Here is a 20,718-nt window from a genome sequence, read left to right as displayed (position 1 = left end):
TAGGCGGTCGAGCGAGGCCTTGATGGGGCCAGTTGACTGTCTCAGCCTGATGGGTGAGGATGTATAGAGGGCACACTGTTGGTGTGGTTGTCCCAGCGTACAACGAAGCGGGACTCGTCGGGACTGTCATCGATACAATTCCGGAATACGTCGACCGGATTTACGCTATCGACGACTGCTCGACAGACGACACATGGACAGAAATTCAGGCACACGCAAGACTGGACCAGGCGGATGCCCAGTCCAATCCGGAGCCATCCGTGCAAACAGATGGTGGGTTTGAACAGCGAGTCTGCCCGATACGCCACGAAACTAATCGCGGCGTCGGTGGCGCGATCAAAACAGGGTACCGCCATGCGTTGCGGGACCACATTGACGTGACTGCCGTGATGGGCGGTGATGGGCAGATGGATCCGAGTATTCTCGACTCATTCCTCGATCCCATCATCGACGGCGAGGCGGACTACACGAAGGGTAACCGTCTCCACAGACCGGCGTATCGTGAAGCGATGCCCCGTGCCCGGCTTGTCGGCAATGCGATCCTCACAGCGTTGACAAGGGTCGCGTCGGGCTATTGGGGGATAACAGACCCCCAGAACGGGTATACAGCCATATCACGGCAGGCGCTGTTGGCGATCGACCTTGACGGGATGTACGAGTACTACGGGTACTGCAACGATCTGCTTGTGGAACTCAGCGTTAGTGAGATGCGGGTTGCAGATGTTCCGATGCCAGCGAAGTACGATGAAGCCGAGTCGAGTATTCGCTATCGGGAGTACATTCCAAGGGTCTCGTGGCTGTTGGTGCGGAACTTCTGTTCACGACTGGATCGAGCATACGTCCGAGAGGGGGTCTACCCGCTCGTACTGTGTTACGTCGCTGGTTTCAGTGCGATCTGCGTCGGACTGGTCGCCGGCGTACTGGGGCTGGCACAAGACACTGGACTTACAGCGGCGGCGCTCGCAAACCTGTTTGGCGTCCTCGTCTTTTCGCTCGGAGTGGTCCTCGACCACCGGAAGAGTCCTGGGACAGAGGTGGGTGTACGTGACTGAGTGTCTCTGGCAGGACCCAGCGACCACTCCTGCCACAAAGAGGGAGTAAATCCCGATGGACGTTCTTCAGCTTGTGACAACCCGGCGGCCGTTTTTTCACAAGCAAGTCGAAGCGCTGGAGCGTCACGGCATCAACTGTACGGTTCTGGAGGTGCCCGGTGGCGACGAAGCTACTCGGTCACCGATGGCGTATCTCCAGTTCTACACGGAATCGCTTAGTGCCTCCCCGTGGCAATACGACCTCGTCCACGCTAACTATGGATTGACTGCGCCGATGGCACTGGCACAGCCGACCCGTCCGGTCGTCCTGTCGTTATGGGGATCGGACATTTTCGGCCAGTACGACTGGCTGAGTCGCCAGTGTGCCACGCTCGCTGACGAAGTCGTCGTAATGTCTTCGGCCATGGCTGATGCGCTTGGAGAAGCGTGTCATGTGATCCCTCATGCCGTCGATTTCGAGCAGTTCGAGCCAGTCCCGACCGAAACTGCCAAACAGACGTTGGGCTGGGATGACGGCAAATATCACGTGCTGTTTCCTTACGACCCCGACCGTGCCGAAAAGGACCATCCCCGAGCCGTCCGTGTCATAGATGCGGTCAACGAGCGTCTCGACACGCCGGTCTCGCTTGAGGTCGTCCATGGGGTCGCCCACGACCGGGTCCCGACATACATGAACGCCGCAGATGCGCTCATACTGACCTCGACCCACGAGGGGTCACCGAACGCGGTCAAAGAGGCGCTGGCGTGTAATACACCAGTGGTCTCGGTAGATGTCGGTGACGTCGCAAGTCTGATCGATGGGGCCGCTCGGTCTGCCGTCTGCGCGGACGACGAAGAACTCACGACGGAACTTACAGCGACCCTCCAGTCGTCAGAGGCTGTCCACGGACGGGCTGCTGTCGAGCCGCTACGTCTGAATCGGATGGCAGAGCGTCTGACCGCAGTGTACCGATCAGCTATCGACCGGAGGTGTGCATGACTGCTCACGAGACGACGATCCACAGTACAGTTACAGCCGTCAACGCGAACCAGTGGAACAATCTCGTCACACAGTCGGACCTCGGAACGGTGTTCCACCGGCACGAGTGGCTCCGGGCAGTCGAAGCAGGTCTGGATCGGCCAGCCTATCACGCGGTCGTGACGAAAGGATCGAACCCGGTTGCTGTGCTTCCGACTGTCCTGGTACCGGTTGCAACCCCCGACCCAGCGGATCTACCGGGCCCCGATCGGGTTGTGGAAGCGACGGCTTCGCACCTGCCAACTGAGCGTCTAGTGTCGCTCCATCCCGGCACTGGCGGTCCAGTAATCGCCACAGACCACGAGTCGTGCCTCGATACGATGCTGTCGGCACTCACAACAGCAGCGCCACGGCAGGCGCTTTCGCACAAAATACGGACCGGGAGCCAGGCACAGAACAGATACAGTAAGTACCTCATCGGCCAAGGGTATGAATCGACAGTCACTTCCTGCCGACTCGTACTTGACCTTGCGCCCGGGTGGGACCGTATCAAGTCCGGAATGGACCGGACACGACGGACGGAACTACGCAACGACGCAGTTACCGTCGAACGAACTGACTTCGATGGCCCGATGCTGGCCTCAATCCATGCCGACTACGTCCAGAACATGGAGCGAATCGGAGCGGATAGCTTTCCAATGGCCTTCTTTGAGGCGCTTGCCGAACACATGGACGAACGAGTCGAGGTGTTTACTGCTCGCCGTGAGGGCAATACCCTCGGCCGGCACATCTGCATCGTAGATGAGGAGCAGTCAGCCCTCAGATACTACTTTTCGGCAGTTCCGGAGACGTCAGCCTACGAATACGGGACATCGGAACAGCTCCATGGCGCGGCCATTCAGTGGGCCATTGACGCTGGCTTCGAGAGCTACGACTTCGGCGCGACGGGTGCGGACTTCAGAGACGGATTGTTTACGTATAAGTCACAGTACGGACCAGCGGTCTGCCCGATCGTCCAGTGGGACAGAGGGCTTTCGGCGGTCGCCTGGCGTGCGTTCAAATTCGGACGCCGGCTCTATCGCGGACAGAACTACTGAGATGACAACTGGAACCAAACCACGACAATGAGTATCGAGATTGAGTGCGTCGGGACAGACCGACATGAAGAGTGGGATAGCGCTCTTGAACATTCGCCACACGCTACTGTCTTCCACCGGTGTGCGGCTCTAGAGCAACTGGCAGCCGACTCAGGGACGGAAATCCACCGGCTGATGGGGTTCAAGGGACAGGAGCCGATCGGTGTTCTGCCAGTCTTCGAGCTTCGAAAGGGGCCGTTCAGTGCTGTTTTTTCCCCGCCACCGAACCTCTGGATTCCCCGACTTGGTCCGGCGTTCGTCGTTCGAGGGGACCCCAAGCAACGCAAGCGTGAACGACGTCGGCAGGGATTCATCGATGCAGCATTCGAGTATATCGAAGACACGATTGATCCGAAGTACCTCCGAGTGCGGTCGCCAACCGGGCTCAATGACGTCCGGCAATTCAAGTGGAATGGCTGTACAGTTCGGCCGGAGTATACGTATGTCACCGACCTCTCTGGTGGAAAAGACGCCGTTCGAGACCGGTTTACCAGCGAGGCGCGTCGGCGGCTCCGTATCGGGCAGGAGTCGGAGTCCGAGTACACGATCTCTGAGGAAGGACTTGACGCGACTGAGACGGTGATGCACCACGTTGAAAGCCGGTACAACGAGCAGGGCGAGCCGTTCCCCGTTCCCACTGGGTTCCCCGGGCGGCTCTACGAAGCGCTTCAACCGGGGCAAATCCGCCCCTACGTTCTCCGAGTGGATGGCGATGTCGTCGGCGGGCACATTTATTACGACGACGGAGACACAATTTCGGGCTGGCTCGGGAACGTCAAGCCCCCCGATCATGTGGACCTCCCGGTCAATGAGTTGCTCATCTGGCGAGGGATTACTGATGCGATCGAGCGGGGGCGAACAGCCTATGAACTGGTGGGTGCAGGTGACCCCCGTCTAAACAGGTATAAACTCCATTTCGGGCCCGAGCTAACCGGGTTCTACTCTATGGAGCGGAGCGGAGCCGGTATCGATTCACTACTGCAACTGTATCGGTGGTTTGCACAGTACTCCTGATTTTACAGGTACTGTGTATATAATCACTCGTTGAAAAGAATAACTTACTGATAGGTATGGTAGTATTATATAAAATATATACTTTATAATAAAGCCTGTATAGTAAAAATAGCCGCTTGGACATGCCTTCTAACCATAGGGCTTGTTGGTGGTATGGAGAGCAGTACTCGGCCAGTAACACGCTGGTTCCTTTCCTGCTGAACAACGTATTTACGAGCAACAGGGTGAGCGGAGGTATCGAATTCTATGCGAGCTGAGGTGGGTGAAAGCGCAACTATTTCGCCACAGGCGACGGTGGGCTACGAGTACAATGACGATGTCTCACCGACAGTCCTCGGCACAGCGGCAACAGTACGTGCCGGGACAGTCATCTACTGTGACGTCGCCATTGGAGCATCGTTTGTCACAGGACACAACGCACTGGTTCGGGAGCATACAACCATCAGTGACGATGTCGTACTCGGAACGAACGCCGTTATCGATGGGAAGACGGAGATTGGCTCTCATGTTAGTCTTCAGACAGGGGTGTACGTCCCGTCTCAGACAACCATCGGGGACAACGTCTTCCTCGGCCCACATGCAGTCCTGACAAACGACAGGTATCCAGTGCGTAGCGACGGTAGACTGTCGGGGCCAACCATTGAGGACGGAGTCACTATCGGGGCGAACGCCACGGTGTTACCTGATGTGACTATCGGCGAGCACAGCTTTGTTGCTGCAGGGGCAGTCGTCACGACAGATGTTCCGCCGAATAGCTTAGTGGTCGGCGTCCCGGCCAGCCACGAACCACTGCCGCCTGAACTAGATACACGAAACAGGCTAGAGCAATGATCAACCTTGCCACACCCGACATCGGGGATGCGGAGCGCGAGCGGGTGCAAGCAGTACTCGATAGCGGACAGCTGGCGGACGGTCCGCAGGTGCGAGAGTTCGAGAGCGAGTTCGCCACGCACTGTGGGGTGTCCCACGCCGTTGCTACCGCCAACGGGACCACAGCCCTCCACGCTGCGCTGAAAGGACTTGGCATCGGAAGTGGCGACCGTGTCCTGACGACGCCGTTCTCGTTCATCGCGAGCACGAACGCAGTTCGCCTCGCCGGGGCGGAGCCGATATTTGCCGACATCGCTCCGGCAACGTACACCTTAGACCCCGACAGCGTTGAACGGACTATTGCGGCCCACGATGGGGCCGTCGACGCTATCATCGCTGTTCATCTCTACGGATTACCTGCCGACATGACCAGGTTGCGAAGAATCGCTGACGAGCATGACATACCGCTAGTGGAGGACGCGGCACAGGCCCACGGAGCGGCTGTCGGCGGCGAACCGGTCGGTAGTCTCGGCGATGTGGCCTGTTTCTCCTTTTATCCAACAAAGAACATGACTACTGGCGAGGGTGGGATGGTTGTCACCGACGATCCTGTGGTCGCGGCTCGGACCGAGCGGTTCGTCAACCACGGTCGTGGCGACGAGGGATACACCGACGTAGGGCATAATTTCCGGATGACGAGTATCGCTGCCGCTATCGGCCTAGCACAACTAGAATGCCTTCCAGAGTACGTCGCGACTCGGCGAGAGTACGCGACGATACTGACTGACGCACTCTCGGCGACTGACCTGACGACTCCTGTCGAACCGTCCGACCGCCGGCACGCCTACAATCAGTACACTGTTCGCTGTCGGGACCGAGACGGATTGATCGACCATCTCACCGCACACGATATCGGATACGGTGTTTATTACCCGACCCCGATCAATGAACAAGAGGCGTACAGCGGTGTTACTGCCGACACACCCGAAGCGAAGCGCGCAGCTGCGGAAGTATGCTCACTTCCGGTACATCCGGCGCTGGAGCAACGTGAGGTCGAGCGAGTGGCGGAGGTGGTCCAGACGTATGGGTGAGACGCTCGATGTCGGTGTTGTTGGCGTCGGAGCAATGGGTCGACACCACGCCCGTGTCTACAACGAGCTGTCCGGTGCGACGCTGATCGGCGTTGCCGACGCCAACGCGGACCGAGCAAAGCAGATCGCTGACGAAAATGGGGTCCGGGCCTGTGACAGCGCGGAACTGTGCAAGCAAGCCGATGCGGTCTCAATCGCCGTCCCGACGCGGTACCATGCCGAGGTTGCTCGACAGTGTATTGACGCTGGGACTGGGATGTTGATCGAAAAGCCGTTGGTCGTGAAGACTGCGACCGGACGCGACCTCATCGACGCTGCGGATGCCGAGGACGTGACCCTTCAGGTAGGCCATATAGAGCGGTTCAACCCTGTGACAGAGGTCTTGGATGAGATCCTCACAGATATCGATGTTATTTCTGTGTCGGCCAAACGGCTAGGGCCGTCAGTCGATCGCACTGTTGAGGACTCGGCAGTCACCGACCTCATGATACACGACATCGATCTGATCTGTCATCTCCTGCCGTCCGCAGTATCAGATATTCAGGTCAGCGGCGCTGCACAGGGCCGATACGCGACAGCAACGTTAGAGTTTGCCTCCGGAGTCATTGGCTCGCTGACGGCGAGCAGGGTCACAGAAAAGAAGATCCGCCAGTTCAAAATCACCGCGGATTCCTGTTACGTGACCGCTGACTTCATTGATCAGTCACTGGAAGTCCATCGCCAGTCAGTTCCGGAGTACGTTGCGACGGACAACGAGGTCCGGTACCGCCATGAGAGTATCGTCGAGAAACCGGCAGTACGCACCGGGGAACCACTCAAACGCGAACTCGAGTCCTTCCTCGATGCTGTACAGACGAACAGCCAACCGCGTGTCACAGGTGAGGACGGGATCCAAGCCGTCGAGTTAGCACAGACGATTGACCGAAAAGCGTTCGACACGGGATCTTCGGAAGGGGAGTTCACCACCAATGCACAGACAGACTGAGTCAGTAGGTGGCGTTTACGGGAACGACGCCACTGCCGAGCAGGTTCAAACCGCGTTTGAAAACGGAACCCTCCCGGTGGCAGTGTACGGACTCGGCAAGATGGGGCTCCCGCTGGCTGCTGTGTTTGCCGACGTCTGTGGCGCTGTCATCGGTGTCGACATCGATCCGGCAGTCGTTGAAAGTGTCAATGCTGGCAACTGCCACGTCCAGCGCGAACCGGGACTGCCCGATTTAGTGGCAGACTGTGTCGCCGCCGGGAAACTTCGCGCGACGTCTGACCCGGCCGCTGCGGCGGCTGCAGCGAACGTTCACGTCGTCATCGTGCCGACACCGCTCACTGACACGTCTGAGCCCGATCTCTCGATGCTTGACGCTGCTATCGATGGGATTGCGGAGGAGGTCGCACCCGGGGACCTCGTCCTTGTTGAGTGCACCGTTCCACCACGGACGACTGCTGACCGCGTCCAGCCCGACATCGCTGCGGCAGCCGGCTTAGAGACCGATGCGTTCGGTGTCGCATTCTGTCCCGAGCGGACCGCGAGTGGACGCGCTATTCAGGACATCCGCGGCGCGTACCCGAAGGTCGTTGGCGGTGTCGACGATGAAAGTACCCGACTGGCAGAGTGCATCTACACCAGTATCAACGACAGCGGTGTTATCGCTGTCGCCGACGCAACCACTGCCGAATGTGTCAAGCTGTTTGAGGGATTGTACCGTGATGTCAACATCGCGCTGGCAAACGAGCTAGCGACGTTCACCGACGAGCTTGACGTCGACGTTCGGGCAGCAATCGAGGCTGCCAACACGCAACCGTTCTGTGACATCCACGATCCTGGACCCGGAGTTGGTGGCCACTGTATCCCAGTCTACCCCCACTTCCTCATCGAACCGTTTGACACCGAGGCGCCGTTGCTCGAAACCGCACGCGAGGTCAACGATTCGATGCCGGTGTTTACAGTCGAGACACTCCGCGAAGAACTGGCCGCCGACGGCGTGGAACTGGCCGCGGCCAGCGTCCTTGTGCTCGGGCTGACCTATCGCCCCGGTGTGGAGGAAACGCAGACATCGCCGGCCCGTACAATCGCAGAGAGGCTGTCAGCGGCCGGGGCCGACGTCGACGGGATCGACCCGCTTCTCGACGATACCGCCGAGTTCGACCTGAAGCAGCTACCACTTTCTCGGGCGTCAGAGCGGGACTACGACGCTATCGTCATGGTCACACCGCACAACGAGTTCGGGGCGCTAGACTGGGCCTCGATGGGCCGACCAGCGGGCTCAGTCGTCATCGACGGGCGGGACACACTGACGTTGTCTGACACCAGCCATCGTGTCTACACCGTCGGGCGCGGACCCGTAGAGTAGACGGAGATACGCCAGTCAGTTGTCCTGCCAGTCAGGTAATCCTGCCAGTCCACGTTCCGGGACGCCACTAATCGTCAACACGGTTGCGGTGGAGCTGAACGCTCGTTTACTGGCCCGTCTGCAGGCTGTCACATGGACTGGCCGCACTCCCGTCGAACCGTTCCGTAATACCTGCGACCGAAGGAATGTTGCCTGTTGAGCCCCTGAACAGAACCAATGGGACACGCTGAATCTGAACTACTAGACGTGGAGCGTATCCGCGAGGACTTCCCCATCCTCCAGCGCGAGTTCGGCGGCGAACAAGTGGTGTATCTCGACAACGCGGCCACCACGCAGACGCCCGAGCCGGTCGTCGAGACCATCGCCGACTACTACCGGACGACGAACGCCAACGTCCACCGCGGCCTCCACCAGCTCAGCCAGGAGGCCAGCGTCGCCTACGAGGACGCCCACGACCGCGTCGCCGAGTTCATCGGCGCATCGGGCGAGCGCGAGGAAATCGTCTTCACCAAGAACACCACGGAGAGCGAGAACCTCGTCGCCTACGCCTGGGGCCTGAACGAACTCGGGCCCGAAGACGAGGTCGTCCTCACGGAGATGGAACACCACGCCTCGCTTGTCACCTGGCAGCAGATCGCCAAGAAGACCGGCGCGACGTGTCGCTACATCAGCGTCGACGAGGACGGCACGCTCGACATGGACCAGGCCCGTGAAATCATCACCGACGACACGGCGATGGTCAGCGTCGTCCACGTCTCGAACACGCTCGGGACGGTCAACCCCGTCTCGGAACTGGCGGACATCGCCCACGACCACGGGTCGTACATCTTCGTCGACGGGGCCCAGTCGGTCCCGAACCGCCCGGTCGACGTGGAAGCCATCGACGCCGATTTCCTGGCCTTCTCTGGGCACAAGATGGCCGGTCCGACCGGTATCGGCGTCCTCTACGGCAAAAAGCACCTGCTGGAGGAGATGGAGCCGTACCTCTACGGCGGCGAGATGATCAAGAAAGTCACCTTCGAGGACGCCACCTGGAACGACCTCCCCTGGAAGTTCGAGGCCGGCACGCCCGTCATCTGCCAGGGCATCGCGCTGGCGGAGGCCTGTGACTACCTCGACGATATCGGCATGGAACGAATCCAGCGTCACGAGGAGCAGCTCGCCCAGTACGCGCTGGAACAACTGCGGGACGAAGGCGACGTGGAGACGTACGGCCCGGCCGCGGGAACGGAACGGGGCGGTCTGGTCGCGTTCAACCTCGATTCGGTCCACGCCCACGACCTCTCCTCGATCCTCAACGACTCCGCCGTCGCCATCCGCGCCGGCGACCACTGCACCCAGCCCCTCCACGACAAGATGGGCGTCCCGGCGTCTGCGCGTGCTTCCTTCTACGTCTACAACACGCGGGAAGAAGTGGACAAGCTCGTTTCGGCTATCGACGACGCCCGCCAGCTGTTCGCGTAGTTGTTCTCTCAGTTTCCGTCGGAGCTGCGGATCGGTTTATTGACAGTTTTTATATTACCGCGGCGCACGCCACCTATATGACACACCACCGATAACTTTCGGCGGGACAATGACTGATACCGATGAAGCGGAGCGGCCGCTGACGCCGGAAGCGCTCGATTACACGCACCTCCCCGATCAAACGATGTACAAGGTGTCACTCGACGACGCCAGTCACTTCGAACAGGGCGGGGACGACATCCGGACGTACCCTGTGTGTATCACGAACGAATTCAAGTTGCTGTACTTCGAGATGGACCCCGGCGCAGTCATTGACTGGCACACGCACGCACCCAGTTTCGACGAGGTGTGTCTGTGCCTCGATGGTGCCGCCAGATACACGCTGAAACGCGAAGACGGAAGCGAGCAAGTAATCCGGGCTGAACGACGCGAGTTCGTCTATCTACCCGGTGGAGCACGACACAAGATCGAATCTGTGGGAGAAGCCAGTCACGAGGGACTGGTCGCAATGCCGTCGGACTCGGTCGGACGCCTCGAATTGCTCGAAGGGAATGAACCGTACCAGACAGAGGACTGGCCGGTTGCGCTGTGGGTCGACCGAGTCCGCGACGAAGTCGTCACGAAAGACGAGAACGCCGTCACGGAGTAGGTCCAATAGGTACGTATCGGGAAATCACGGGTCCGCAGCGAGGTAGATGACAGCGAGCTCGTAGAGAGCGGGGTTCGGCGTCGCAATCGGCCGGGCCTCCTGTACAGCCGCCAGCGCGGTCGAGAGCGGGCGATCCTCCTCGGCGGCGATGGCCGTCGCAAGCAGCGTCGAACTCCGGGAGACGCCAGCCTTGCAGTGAATCAGCGCCGGACCGTCCGCTCGGACGAAGCGCCGGGCGGTATCGACGGCCGCCTCGAACGCCGCCCACTCGTTGCCGGGGCCGTCGGTGAGCGGGTGGTGGGCGGTCGTGAGCGGGTACGCCTCGGCCGTCGCCGAGAGGACGTGCTCGAAGGAACGGTCGTGCGCTTCGGGCCGCGCCGCGTGTTTGTTGCCGATAAAAAGCGGCCGGTCGCCGATCTGTCGGATCACCGGCGCATCGCTGACGAACCCCACAGGTCGGACAGCACAGTCGGTTGAAGCCGAAGCGTCGTTCTGCCCCATGTGTTGACAGAACGGACTGCGATAGTAAATACTGCCTACTGATGGGAGAGCGGCGGTCAGTTCTCACAGACCGTCGGAGCCGCCCCGCCGAAGAACAAAATACATGCGAACCGATACCTCGGAACGCTTTTCCGACTGACAGCCGTATCTTAGTTCAATTATGGGTATCGGTGGCTCGGACATGTACCGGCAGCAGATCCTCGATCACTACAAGAACCCCCGGAACTACGGGGAGATCGAGGACCCAACGTTTACCCACATCGGCGAGAATCCGATGTGCGGCGACGAGATACGGATGGATGTCGTCCTCGACGAGAGCGAGGAGACAATCGAACAGGTCGCCTTCCAGGGCGACGGCTGTGCCATCTCCCAGGCCTCCGCGTCGATGCTCTCACAGGAGCTAGCCGGGATGGCGGTCGAGGACCTAGAAGCGATGGACCGCGACGACATCACAGAGATGCTGGGTGTCGACATCTCGCCGATGCGGGTGAAATGTGCCGTCCTCGCCGAGAAGGTGGCTCAGGACGGGGCGGAGATCTACTTCGGCGAGAAGGACATCGACCGGACGACGACCGAAGACGACGACTGAGACGGACTCACACACCGTCAGTACGCTTTTCATGCCACTCGGGTGATAGCCCAGTCAATGCCGGAAAACGAGTGGGACCCCGACGACTACGACGGGGGACACAGCTTTGTCGCCGAGTACGGAGCGGACGTGGTCGAGTTGCTGGACGCACAGCCGAGCGAGCGCGTCCTCGATATCGGCTGTGGCACGGGCCACCTGACAGCCGAAATCGCCGACCGAGGTGCGGCTGTGGTCGGTATCGACGCCGCCGAAGAGATGGTCGCTCAGGCTCGCGAGCAGTATCCCGACCTGACGTTCGAGGTCGCCGACGCCCGGGACTACGACCCCGGCACGTTCGACGCTGTCTTCTCGAACGCCGCACTGCACTGGATACCCAGCGACGGCCACGACGCCGTGTTGTCGATGGTCGCCGAGGCCTTGGACGAAGGCGGTCGCTTCGTCGCGGAGCTTGGCGGCCAGGGGAACGTCTCACAGGTCGAAACAGCGGTCCGTTCGGTACTCGCCGAACGGGGCTACGAGACCGAGAACCCGTGGTATTTCCCGAGCCTCGGCGAGTACACGTCGCGTCTCGAAGCGCACGGACTGGAGGTCACCGCGGCGTGGCTGTTTGACCGTCCGACACCGCTTGAAGGCGGTAGCGCGGGCTTGAGAGAATGGCTCGAAATGTTCGGCGATTCGGTGCTGGCTCCGGTCCCCGAACGCGACCACGGAGCTGTTCTGGACAGTATCGAGGACCGGCTGCGACCGGCGTTATACGACACAGAGACCGAGACGTGGACCGTCGACTACCGGCGGTTGCGGTTCGTCGCCAGTCGATAACGAACAGCTGGCCTGTGATTCAGGCCAGGAAGACGTGGCGCGGTCGGTCGGCCAGTACGTCGCGACCCCAGTCGACCGTCTCCGAGAAGTCGTCGGAGCGGAAGAACGCCATCGCATCCTCCTGTGAGTCCCACTGGCTGGCGATGAACATGTCGTTCTCGTCGTCGTGGTTGAACAGCAGCGAAGTCTCGCGGTGGCCGTCCATCTCTTCGAGCAGGCCGCCGACGGTGTCGAACTTCTCGACGAAGTCGTCGTGGTACTCGGGCTTGACGGTGTAGAACATCCCCATCGTCCCGAACCCGTCGCCCTCTCCGTGGCGGCCGACAACGCCGGGCAGGTCGGTGAGGTAGTCGCTGGCGGTCTGGGCGGCGTCTTCGGTGTCCCACAGTGACGCGACAGCCGAGAGGTCGCCGTCGGTGTCGCCGTACACTGTCGTCTGGACGTGGGTGTCGTAGCGGTCGAACGCGCTCCGGAGGTCCGCGACCTCCTCGTCGAGCGTCGCCGCGTCGGCTTCGGAGTACACGACCAGCGCGTACACGTCTTCACCGTGTGGTTGGCCGGCATAGACGCCCGCCGATTCGAGCGTCTCTCGGATGGACTGCGACGACTCGGCAGTCTGGGCGTCACTGCCGTCCTCGGTCTCGGCGCTCTCGGCACCCTCGCCGAGGGCGCCGCCGAACTGTTCTTCGACGCCGTCGATGTCCTTCAGGAACCCGGCCGCCGTCTCGGCGGCGTCTTTCGCCGTCCAGATGCTGACGACGTAGGTCTGGCCGCTGTCGGCGCGCACGGCCGTCCGGACGTGGCGGTCGTAGTGGTCGAAACTGCTCTCGAGGTCGGACACGTCGTCGACGATGTCCTCCGCATCTGCCGAGGAGTGGAACACCAGCGCGTAGTCCCCGGCGTCGTACGCATCGCCCTCGTGCAGCCCCAGTCGGCCGAGCCGCTGTGGTGCGTCGTCGACCTCTTCGAAGTCGGCCGAGACGTCCGGCCGGCCGCCCGAACTGCTCGACGATCCCGAGTCGTCTTCGTCGGAGGATTCCTCGGAATGCGGATGGTCGCCCTCGCTGGCGCTCCCGGGATGGGCACCGCCGTGGCTATCGGTGTCACCGCCAGCGTGTGCCCCGGCCTGTGCGTCGCTCGCCGTCGGCTCTTCGGCGTGGCTGTGACTCGTGCCGGCATCAGCCGGCGCGTGTTCGTGTTCCGCAACGTCCGCCGGTGTCTCCGGAACCGACTCGTCGTCGGTCGGAACGCGCTGACCGGCCAGGACGGCCGGCAACTCCGACGGGTCGAACTTCCGGCCGACGTAGAACGGACCGAACTCGGCGAACTGCGAGGTCGAGGGGTCGAATCGCATCTCGGTCAGCAACTCCTTGATGTGGCGCATGTCGTCGCTCCAGAGCGTGATGCCCCACTCCCAGTCGTCGAAGCCGATGGAGCCGGCGATCATCTGGTTCACGTCGCCGCCGTAGGTGCGGCCGATGTCACCATGCCGTTTGATATGGGCCGCCCGCTCCTCGAAGGAGGTGTCGTACCAGTTCTGGTCGGGCTGGCGGCGCTTGCTCATCGGGTAGAAGCAGACGAACTCGTCGTCGGGCACGTCGGGGTGGAGTCGGGCCTGGATGTACTGGGCCAGCCCGGAGTCGTCGTCCACTTCGCCCTCGAAGTACTCGCGGGACTTCTCGGTGTAGCCCGACGCCTCCGTCACGGAGACGTAGGAGAACTCCCGTTCGGTGAAGGCGGCGAACTCCGTCTGCTCGAAGTGCCGTTCGGCCGCGTCGAGGTCACCCATCGTCGGCCGCAGGTGGAGGATCATGATGTCGGCCTTGTGACCCATGACGGTGTACACCGCCGTCTGGCCCTCCTCGGCGTCTTCGACGGCTTCGTACGCGTCGAGGAAGCCGATCCCCTCCGAGAGCGCACGATCACGGACTCGCTGGGGGGCCTCGCGCCAGGCGTCCCAGTCGATGCTCCGGCAATCGTGCAGCGCGTACCAGCCCTCTTCCGTGGCTGGCGGCTTTCGTTGGTCCATAGAGATCGGTTGCAGGTCGACAGTAAGGAAACTTCTCATGTCGTTCCGGTCCGGCGACTTCTGACCCAGCAGTTCAGGCTATGCTTTTATTAGGCTAACGTGACAGCGAATCTATGTTGTCGCATGAATAACCCAATCGATAGACGGGTCGCAACTGCCCTCCAGTCGTACACGGTACTTGCGGTTATTGCCATTCTCATTGGTGCCGCCGTCGTACCGTATGCGGCGTCGGTCTCCGAGGGTGACGAACAGTACGTCGCTGTAGTGAACATCGACGAAACGATTTCCAGTTCTAGCTCACAGGACACGGTACAGAAACTCCGCGAACTCCGCAGTAACGAGTCAGTCGAGGCAGTCGTCCTGCGGGTGTCGAGCCCCGGGGGGAGCGCCGCCTCCAGTGAGTCGATGTATCTGGCTGTCAAGCGGCTCTCGGCCGAAAAGCCGGTGTACACGAGCGTCGACCAGTACGCCGCTTCCGGCGCGTACTACACCGCGGTCCCGAGCGACCGCATCTACGTGACGCCGGCCAGTCTCGTCGGCCACGTCGGCGTCATCGGAACCGCGCCGAGCGACGGTCTGAGTTCGTCCGCCACTACTGGACCAGACAAAGCTCATCGAGGTATGACGCGCGACCAGTACTACGCGAGCCTCGAATCGATGAAACGGGCCTTCGTCGGTGCAGTCATGACCGAACGCGGTGACAGGCTCAACGTCTCCCGCGAGACTGTCGCTGAAGCGTCGGCCTATCAGGGCGGTCGCGCGGTCCAGACCGGCTATGCGGACGAAGTCGGTGGACTCGAAGCCGCGATAGCCGGCGCGGCCGAAGCCGCCGACCTCTCGGAGTATCAGGTCGTGTACCACAACCCCGCGGACCCACAGGGGCTGTTCCTCCTCAGTGGCGGGAGTGAAGCCGGTGGGAACGCTACCGTCGCCGCCGAAGGCGCACCGTACACGTTCCAGGGCGTCGACACAGTCCACTTCCTCATGATATACGGCACGCCGGAGAACCAGCAAGTCGTCTACAACAGCAGCGCACAGGGAGGTGCCTGAGATGTCATCTGATAGCTCAAGTCCGGTCGTTCGAGCAGGATTCTTCGTCGGTATACTCGTCCTCTCGGCGGTTGTCGGCACCGTAGCAATAGGTGGCAGTGGTCAGGCAGCCCCCGATGTAACGCAGGTGAACGCCCCATCGTTCAACAGCGACGAGTCCGTCGTGACTCCGGCCGACGAGAGCGGTGAACTCTCGATGTCGGCCGACGCGTCCGGGAAGACCGTTGTCATCGACGTCGCTCACGCCGGCGACATCGACCGCGAAGCGCTCACGCCACTCGTATCGACCCTGACCCAAAACGGAGCAACGGTACGGTACCACGTCGGTGAGCGGCAGAACGGGAGCCCGCTCAACGAGTCACTGCGTTCGGCTGACGCTCTCGTCGTCCTCGGCGCGGAACAGCGCTACACCGAGAGCGAACTGAACGGTCTGACCGCGTTCACCGATGCAGGCGGTCGCGTGCTCTTGCTGAACGAGCCGTCGGAGGCGAGTCCCGCCGGACTGGGGCTTTTCGGCCCGATTTCCTCGGATAGCGTGACCAAGCCGATGGCCCCACTGGCGAGCCAGTACGGCCTCTCGTACGGGAACGGCTACCTGTACAACATGCACGAGTACGACACCAACTACCAGAACGTCTACGCGACGCCGACGGGCGATACGGAACTCACAGAGGGCGTCGACCGAACGGTCTTCTACGCTGCGATCCCCGTTCAGGGCGGCGACACCGCACTCACTACGACGGAACAGACAACGCTCTCGAAGACCCGGCGACAGGACACGTACGGCGTCGTTGCTCGCTCGGGGAACGTCGTCACCGTCGGTGACACGAACGTCTTCACACAGGAGTTCCTCTACCGGGCCGACAACGAACAGCTAGTCGGGAATCTGCTTGACTTCCTCGTCACAGGCGAGAAATCACCCGCAGACGCACCACAACCCGCAGACACCGGCGAGTCCGGACCTGGCGGCTCGCTCCCCGGTGCCGGAACGGGCGGTGGCGGCGCACTGCCGTCCGAGCCGGAATCAACCCTGACGCCCGAACCGAACGAGACGATGAGGGCCGACGAGTAGGGCGTCACCGCCCGCTCTCGTCGGGGATACCGGCAGAACAGGAATAACGCAGCAATTGTCGAACCGCGGCGAGTGCAGTCAGTCGTCGATGTCGAAGACGCGGCGCAGTTCGCGCTCGATCTCGTCGACGTATTCGGAGAGCACGGCGTCGAGTTTCTCGTCGTCGACGATGATCGCCGAGAGCCGCTCGGTCGGGTTCTCCGGCAGTTCGACACTGAACTCGCCGTCCTCGTAGAACGGCTCCGACTCGTTGAGGACCTGCTGGTCGATCGCGTGGACTAGCTCGGAGTCGTACGTGTCGTTCATCCGCTCGAAGGCGTTCTTGTAGGCCTTCTGGAGCTCCGGGAAGTAGTTCGCGTACTTGTCCTCGAACTTCTCGGGGTCGAACTCTGTCATTGTCAGAACGGTACAGGGCTGGGGATAAAGATGGCCCGATGTTCATACTGTCGGCTGTACGTCTGTGACGAATTTCGCCTCCCAGGGGTGTCGACTATCCAGAGATAGTTACAGCCGACAGTATCACCGTTGTATCGTGCGTGCGTCCTTCTGTGGGAGGTACATCGTGAGGTACGCGACGAAGCAGATGCCGAAGATGCCACCCAGGACGAGAAAGACGCGGATGTCTAGCCTGGCGATAGCTGCGATAATCTCTTGCAGCGACGTCCGCGGGTTCGCGAAGCCGAACGTCTCAGTGTAGGCTAGCAGGCCGGCGACGACGACGAGCACGATATCGAACAGGCCCCGAGAGTCCATCGTGGGGTGTTCGGAGAAGCGGACGTATAGCTTTTATTGCTGATACTGGTGGCAGCGTCATCAATCGCTCTGCCGCACAGTTTGCTACGTCTCGGCTACGATACTTGCTCGCTGATAATCTCGTCGGCGGCCTCGATGAACGCCGATTCCTTGCCGGTCGGGATAGTCGCGCCCGCCGCGATATCGTGGCCGCCGCCGTCGCCGCCGACGGCCTGGGCGGCGTCGCGCATCACGACCGACAGGTCGACGCCCCGGCCAACGAGCGGGCCGGTCGCCCGCGAGGACACCTTCGTCTCGTCCTCGTCGGTGCTGGCAAAGGCGATGATTGGCTTGTCCGAATCGACGCCGTCGGTCCCCAGCGCCATCCCGGCGACGATGCCGACGATGGTCTCGCGGATGGCGTCACCGGCGTCGAACCACTGGACGGTCCCGGCCTGGGTGACGCCGCGCTCCTTGACGAGCGTGAGTCCCTCCGAGAGGTTCCGGCGGTGGTTCGACAGCAGTGTCCGCGCCCGCTCCAGCGGTGCGTCGCGCTCGCCGAGACAGACCGCCAGTCCCACGTCCGCCCGTTCGTAGCGGGCCGTGGCGTTCAGGAGCGTCGAGAACTCGCTCGCGTCCCGGAGTTCCGTCCCGCGCGGTTCCGCGGTCAGCGTGTAGGTCGTGCCGACCAGCGTCTCTATCTTGTCCGCCGGCACGCCGCGCTCGACGGCACGCTGGACCAGCCCGCTGGCGACGGTCTGGCGCTCGTCGGCGGAGAGGTCCGCCCACGTCCGCCAGTCTCCATCGGCTTTCAGGTCCAGACCGAGGCCTTCGAGGAACCGCGTCGCGCCGGCCTGGTCGTTCGAGATACCCGGAATCGGAACTTCCGTGGCGTACTCAAGTAGCTTCGGCAGCGGCCGGGTCTGTTTGCCGTACAGGGAGAGGTCGGTGCCCTCCTCCAGCACGTCGGCGGCGATGCCCTCCTCGACGAGACCGGCGTTGGCTCCGACGAGTTCCCCGCCGACGGCCTGCATGTCCCCGACTGCGCCGACGACCGCCAGCGCGGCGAGGTCGCGGTTGTCCGTCTCATCGGTCGAGAGCGCGCGGGCGAGGACGTACGCCGCTCCCGCACCCGAGAGCTCCGACGCCCCGTTGATGCCCTCAAGCAGCGGATTGAGGTGAGTGTCGAAGTCGGCGTAACCGTCGGTGTCGACGACCGCGTCGGAGTGGCAGTCGTCCGGGGCCGACGGCTGGTGATGGTCGGCGATGACCGCCTCGAAGTCGCCCGCGGCGACGTGTTCGGAGATCACGTCGAGCTGGCCGGACCCGAAGTCCGTGAACAGCACGGTGTCGTACTCCCGGGCGGCGATGCTCTCGATCTCAGCGGCGTCGAGTTGCTTCTTGAACACGGTCTCGACGGGGATGCCGGCCCGCGACAGCGCCGCGGTGGCGATGGCGGCGCTGGTCAGCCCGTCGGCGTCGATGTGGGAGGCCAGCAACACGCGGTCGGCCGCCCGGAGTCGGTCGGCGCAGGCGGCCGCGCGGTCGGCGAGCGCTGGAACGGGGCCGGTCGTAGTCATCGTACCGGGGATAGGTGCGCTCCGGCATAAAAACGTTCAGACGCGCGGTCAGTCGTCCCAGACCGGCGTGCCCCGTCAGGCGACCTTCCGCTGGTCGCTGAGCGTGACGGTCCGGTCGGCCGTCTCGACAGTCGTCCGGATCGTTATCCAGCCGTCCGCCTGTTCGATAGCGTAGGCGTCACCGAACGACAGGTCGACGCGCCGAGTCGTGGTGTAGGACTCGTCAGCTTCGAGCGTCCCCACGTCCTCGGAGCCCTCCCAGACCACGTCACCGTCATCAGTGGATTTCCCGGCGTAAATCCGCGTGTAGACGGTGATGTCCGCCGCCGTACTGTTCTGCTGATTCGTCAGCGTCGAGGTCACGTCGCGGCAGGTCTGGCCACACTCCTCGATAGTATCGACGGTGAACGCAAACGGCGGAGTGCTGGCCGCGCCGCCGTCAGCATTGGTTCCGTCCTCGGTGCTGGCGGTATCGCTATCAGGCGTCTCCGTCGGGAACTCCGAGAGGTCCTGCCCGCTGCTTTCCGCCTGGAACGGACCGAGGCCGGCGACGAACGCGCCGCCGATACCCGCGAGCAGGAGCACGACAGCGCCGCCGACGGCGAGCAGCTTTCCGTTCATCGGTCTACGTCCCGACCCCTGTCGCCGCCCCACTCACGTCCGAGCCGGGGCTGTCGTCGCTCCCACCGGCGAGGAACTCCTGAATCGCTTCGATGATCGTTGTCACAAAGTCAGGGACCTGATCCGGGAGACCGCCGGGCGGGCCGACGGCGTTCGTCCCGTCGTCACCGTCCACCGCGGGCGCAGCCGCGGCCGCCGCTGTGAAGAGTGTCAGCGCGAGCACCAGCGTGCCGACCGTACGCAGTAGGGTTCGTGTCATCGTCGTCCATCGATTGATTCCGGCACCCCATCAAGTAGCCAGACGGTAAGCTCGAATAACCGCGGATTTCCGTCGTTTTAGCCGATTAACCCCGTATTAAATCGAGTAATACCCTGTTATTATAATATCTACAGTCATACGAGATGACATGAGAGCTATCACGACCGAGCCGCAGTCGGAATCGCTTCGAGTTCCTGTCCGACCGGAGCAGGCCCGATGAGTCTGCTCCGACGGTTCGCGTTCGCGATCCGCGCCAAGTTCAACGCCCTGCTAAACCGGACCGCGGACCCGGCAGCAGAACTGGATTACTCATACGAACAGATGCGAGACGAACTGCAGGACGTGACCCGCGGTATCGCCGACGTGACGACCCAGAAGAAACGCCTGGAGATACACCGAACCCGGTTGCGGTCGAACGTCGAGAAACACGATACACAGGCCCGGGCCGCCCTGCAGGAGGGGCGCGACGACCTCGCGCGCCGGGCGCTGGAGAAGAAGCAGGTGAACGTCAGCCAGATCACGGAGCTGACGGGCCAGATCGACGACTTACAGGAGACACAGGACCGGCTGGTCGGCAAACGGGCCGAACTCAGCAGCCAGATAGAGCAGTTCCGGACGAAAAAAGAGACGATGAAAGCCCGCTATCAGGCCGCCGAGGCGTCGGCCCGAGTCTCGGAGGCGTTTACTGGCGCTGGCGATACGATGGCCGACGTGCACCGCTCCATCGAGCGCGCGACGGAGCGCACGGAGCAGATGGAGGCGCGCGCGGCCGCGCTCGAAGAACTCGAAGAAAGCGGCCAGCTCGAATCGGTACTCGATGACGGTGACTCCATCGACCAGGAACTCGACCGGCTCTCCAGCGAGCGGGCCGTCGAGAACGAACTGGCGACGCTGCGGGCCGAGATGGACGAGCGCGACGCCGTCGAAGAGGCCGCAGAATAGCT

The 20,718-nt window shown here is 62.1% G+C and carries 22 protein-coding genes; 15 read left to right on the top strand and 7 right to left on the bottom strand.

Annotated elements, in window-relative coordinates; genetic code table 11:
* The first annotated feature begins 59 nt into the window (after positions 1-59).
* From VI340_RS00625 to VI340_RS00580, 10 genes are all read left to right on the top strand, one after another.
* Positions 60-1,052: a glycosyltransferase family 2 protein gene (locus VI340_RS00625; RefSeq protein WP_008311202.1), complete on the top strand. Its 993-nt coding sequence runs from the start codon at positions 60-62 to the stop codon at positions 1,050-1,052.
* Between the two features lie 55 nt (positions 1,053-1,107).
* Positions 1,108-2,031, top strand: coding sequence for a glycosyltransferase (locus tag VI340_RS00620; protein ID WP_008311204.1), 924 nt, complete (start codon positions 1,108-1,110; stop codon positions 2,029-2,031).
* Positions 2,028-3,107 (top strand): GNAT family N-acetyltransferase, encoded by a 1,080-nt coding sequence (locus tag VI340_RS00615; protein WP_008311205.1) that lies wholly within the window; start codon positions 2,028-2,030, stop codon positions 3,105-3,107. Before VI340_RS00620 ends, VI340_RS00615 begins: the two co-directional genes overlap by 4 nt.
* Before the next feature lie 27 nt (positions 3,108-3,134).
* Positions 3,135-4,160 carry a GNAT family N-acetyltransferase gene (locus tag VI340_RS00610; protein WP_008311206.1) on the top strand — a complete coding sequence of 342 codons (1,026 nt, stop codon included), beginning with the start codon at positions 3,135-3,137 and terminating at the stop codon, positions 4,158-4,160.
* Positions 4,161-4,406: 246 nt separating this feature from the next.
* On the top strand, positions 4,407-4,991 hold the full coding sequence (locus VI340_RS00605; RefSeq protein ID WP_336357560.1) for an acyltransferase: 585 nt from the start codon (positions 4,407-4,409) through the stop codon (positions 4,989-4,991).
* The gene (locus VI340_RS00600; RefSeq protein ID WP_008311208.1) at positions 4,988-6,061 is read left to right on the top strand and encodes a DegT/DnrJ/EryC1/StrS family aminotransferase; all 1,074 of its coding nucleotides are present in this window, start codon (positions 4,988-4,990) and stop codon (positions 6,059-6,061) included. The genes VI340_RS00605 and VI340_RS00600 overlap by 4 nt, the downstream gene beginning before the upstream one ends.
* Positions 6,054-7,046, top strand: a complete 993-nt coding sequence (locus tag VI340_RS00595; protein WP_336357559.1) for a Gfo/Idh/MocA family oxidoreductase — start codon at positions 6,054-6,056, stop codon at positions 7,044-7,046. The genes VI340_RS00600 and VI340_RS00595 overlap by 8 nt, the downstream gene beginning before the upstream one ends.
* Entirely contained in the window at positions 7,030-8,409 is a 1,380-nt protein-coding gene (locus tag VI340_RS00590) for a nucleotide sugar dehydrogenase (protein WP_008311210.1), read from the top strand. The genes VI340_RS00595 and VI340_RS00590 overlap by 17 nt, the downstream gene beginning before the upstream one ends.
* Before the next feature lie 216 nt (positions 8,410-8,625).
* Complete coding sequence (locus tag VI340_RS00585) at positions 8,626-9,873, top strand: aminotransferase class V-fold PLP-dependent enzyme (RefSeq protein ID WP_336330340.1); 1,248 nt, start codon at positions 8,626-8,628, stop codon at positions 9,871-9,873.
* 109 nt (positions 9,874-9,982) lie between these two features.
* Positions 9,983-10,522, top strand: a complete 540-nt coding sequence (locus VI340_RS00580) for a cupin domain-containing protein (protein ID WP_336357558.1) — start codon at positions 9,983-9,985, stop codon at positions 10,520-10,522.
* A 24-nt stretch (positions 10,523-10,546) separates the two neighbouring features.
* Here VI340_RS00580 and VI340_RS00575 read toward each other — a convergent pair whose 3' ends face one another.
* Entirely contained in the window at positions 10,547-11,023 is a 477-nt protein-coding gene (locus tag VI340_RS00575; protein ID WP_008311215.1) for a protein-tyrosine phosphatase family protein, read from the bottom strand.
* A gap of 160 nt (positions 11,024-11,183) precedes the next feature.
* On the opposite strand from VI340_RS00575, the gene VI340_RS00570 reads away from it, so the two are divergent.
* Together VI340_RS00570 and VI340_RS00565 are read left to right on the top strand one after the other, a co-directional pair.
* Positions 11,184-11,612, top strand: a complete 429-nt coding sequence (locus tag VI340_RS00570) for an iron-sulfur cluster assembly scaffold protein (protein WP_008311217.1) — start codon at positions 11,184-11,186, stop codon at positions 11,610-11,612.
* Positions 11,613-11,669: 57 nt separating this feature from the next.
* Positions 11,670-12,431 carry a class I SAM-dependent methyltransferase gene (locus VI340_RS00565; RefSeq protein ID WP_336357557.1) on the top strand — a complete coding sequence of 254 codons (762 nt, stop codon included), beginning with the start codon at positions 11,670-11,672 and terminating at the stop codon, positions 12,429-12,431.
* 19 nt (positions 12,432-12,450) lie between these two features.
* Here the strand turns inward: VI340_RS00565 and VI340_RS00560 are convergent, their stop codons facing one another.
* Positions 12,451-14,460, bottom strand: coding sequence for a heme-binding protein (locus VI340_RS00560; protein ID WP_008311221.1), 2,010 nt, complete (start codon positions 14,458-14,460; stop codon positions 12,451-12,453).
* 123 nt (positions 14,461-14,583) lie between these two features.
* Here VI340_RS00560 and VI340_RS00555 point away from each other — a divergent pair, with 123 nt between their 5' ends.
* Positions 14,584-15,510 carry a S49 family peptidase gene (locus tag VI340_RS00555; RefSeq protein ID WP_336330344.1) on the top strand — a complete coding sequence of 309 codons (927 nt, stop codon included), beginning with the start codon at positions 14,584-14,586 and terminating at the stop codon, positions 15,508-15,510.
* Position 15,511: 1 nt separating this feature from the next.
* Entirely contained in the window at positions 15,512-16,582 is a 1,071-nt protein-coding gene (locus VI340_RS00550) for a DUF4350 domain-containing protein (RefSeq protein ID WP_336357556.1), read from the top strand.
* A 78-nt stretch (positions 16,583-16,660) separates the two neighbouring features.
* Here VI340_RS00550 and VI340_RS00545 read toward each other — a convergent pair whose 3' ends face one another.
* The 5 genes from VI340_RS00545 to VI340_RS00525 form a co-directional block, all read right to left on the bottom strand.
* On the bottom strand, positions 16,661-16,978 hold the full coding sequence (locus tag VI340_RS00545; RefSeq protein WP_008311226.1) for a DUF5783 family protein: 318 nt from the start codon (positions 16,976-16,978) through the stop codon (positions 16,661-16,663).
* A gap of 123 nt (positions 16,979-17,101) precedes the next feature.
* Positions 17,102-17,335, bottom strand: a complete 234-nt coding sequence (locus VI340_RS00540) for a hypothetical protein (RefSeq protein ID WP_008311227.1) — start codon at positions 17,333-17,335, stop codon at positions 17,102-17,104.
* Between the two features lie 95 nt (positions 17,336-17,430).
* A complete protein-coding gene (locus VI340_RS00535; protein ID WP_336357555.1) occupies positions 17,431-18,894 on the bottom strand; it encodes a DHH family phosphoesterase in 1,464 nt (487 codons plus the stop codon).
* 75 nt (positions 18,895-18,969) lie between these two features.
* Entirely contained in the window at positions 18,970-19,515 is a 546-nt protein-coding gene (locus VI340_RS00530) for a hypothetical protein (RefSeq protein WP_008311230.1), read from the bottom strand.
* 4 nt (positions 19,516-19,519) lie between these two features.
* Complete coding sequence (locus VI340_RS00525) at positions 19,520-19,774, bottom strand: hypothetical protein (protein ID WP_008311233.1); 255 nt, start codon at positions 19,772-19,774, stop codon at positions 19,520-19,522.
* Between the two features lie 216 nt (positions 19,775-19,990).
* Between VI340_RS00525 and VI340_RS00520 the strand changes: the two genes are divergently transcribed.
* Complete coding sequence (locus VI340_RS00520) at positions 19,991-20,716, top strand: PspA/IM30 family protein (protein WP_336357554.1); 726 nt, start codon at positions 19,991-19,993, stop codon at positions 20,714-20,716.
* The last annotated feature ends 2 nt before the right edge of the window (positions 20,717-20,718 follow it).

The sequence above is a fragment of the Haloarcula sp. CGMCC 1.6347 genome (assembly GCF_037078395.1).
GTDB classification, from domain to species: Archaea; Halobacteriota; Halobacteria; order Halobacteriales; family Haloarculaceae; genus Haloarcula; species Haloarcula amylolytica.
This window is presented reverse-complemented; position numbering and strand designations above follow the sequence as displayed.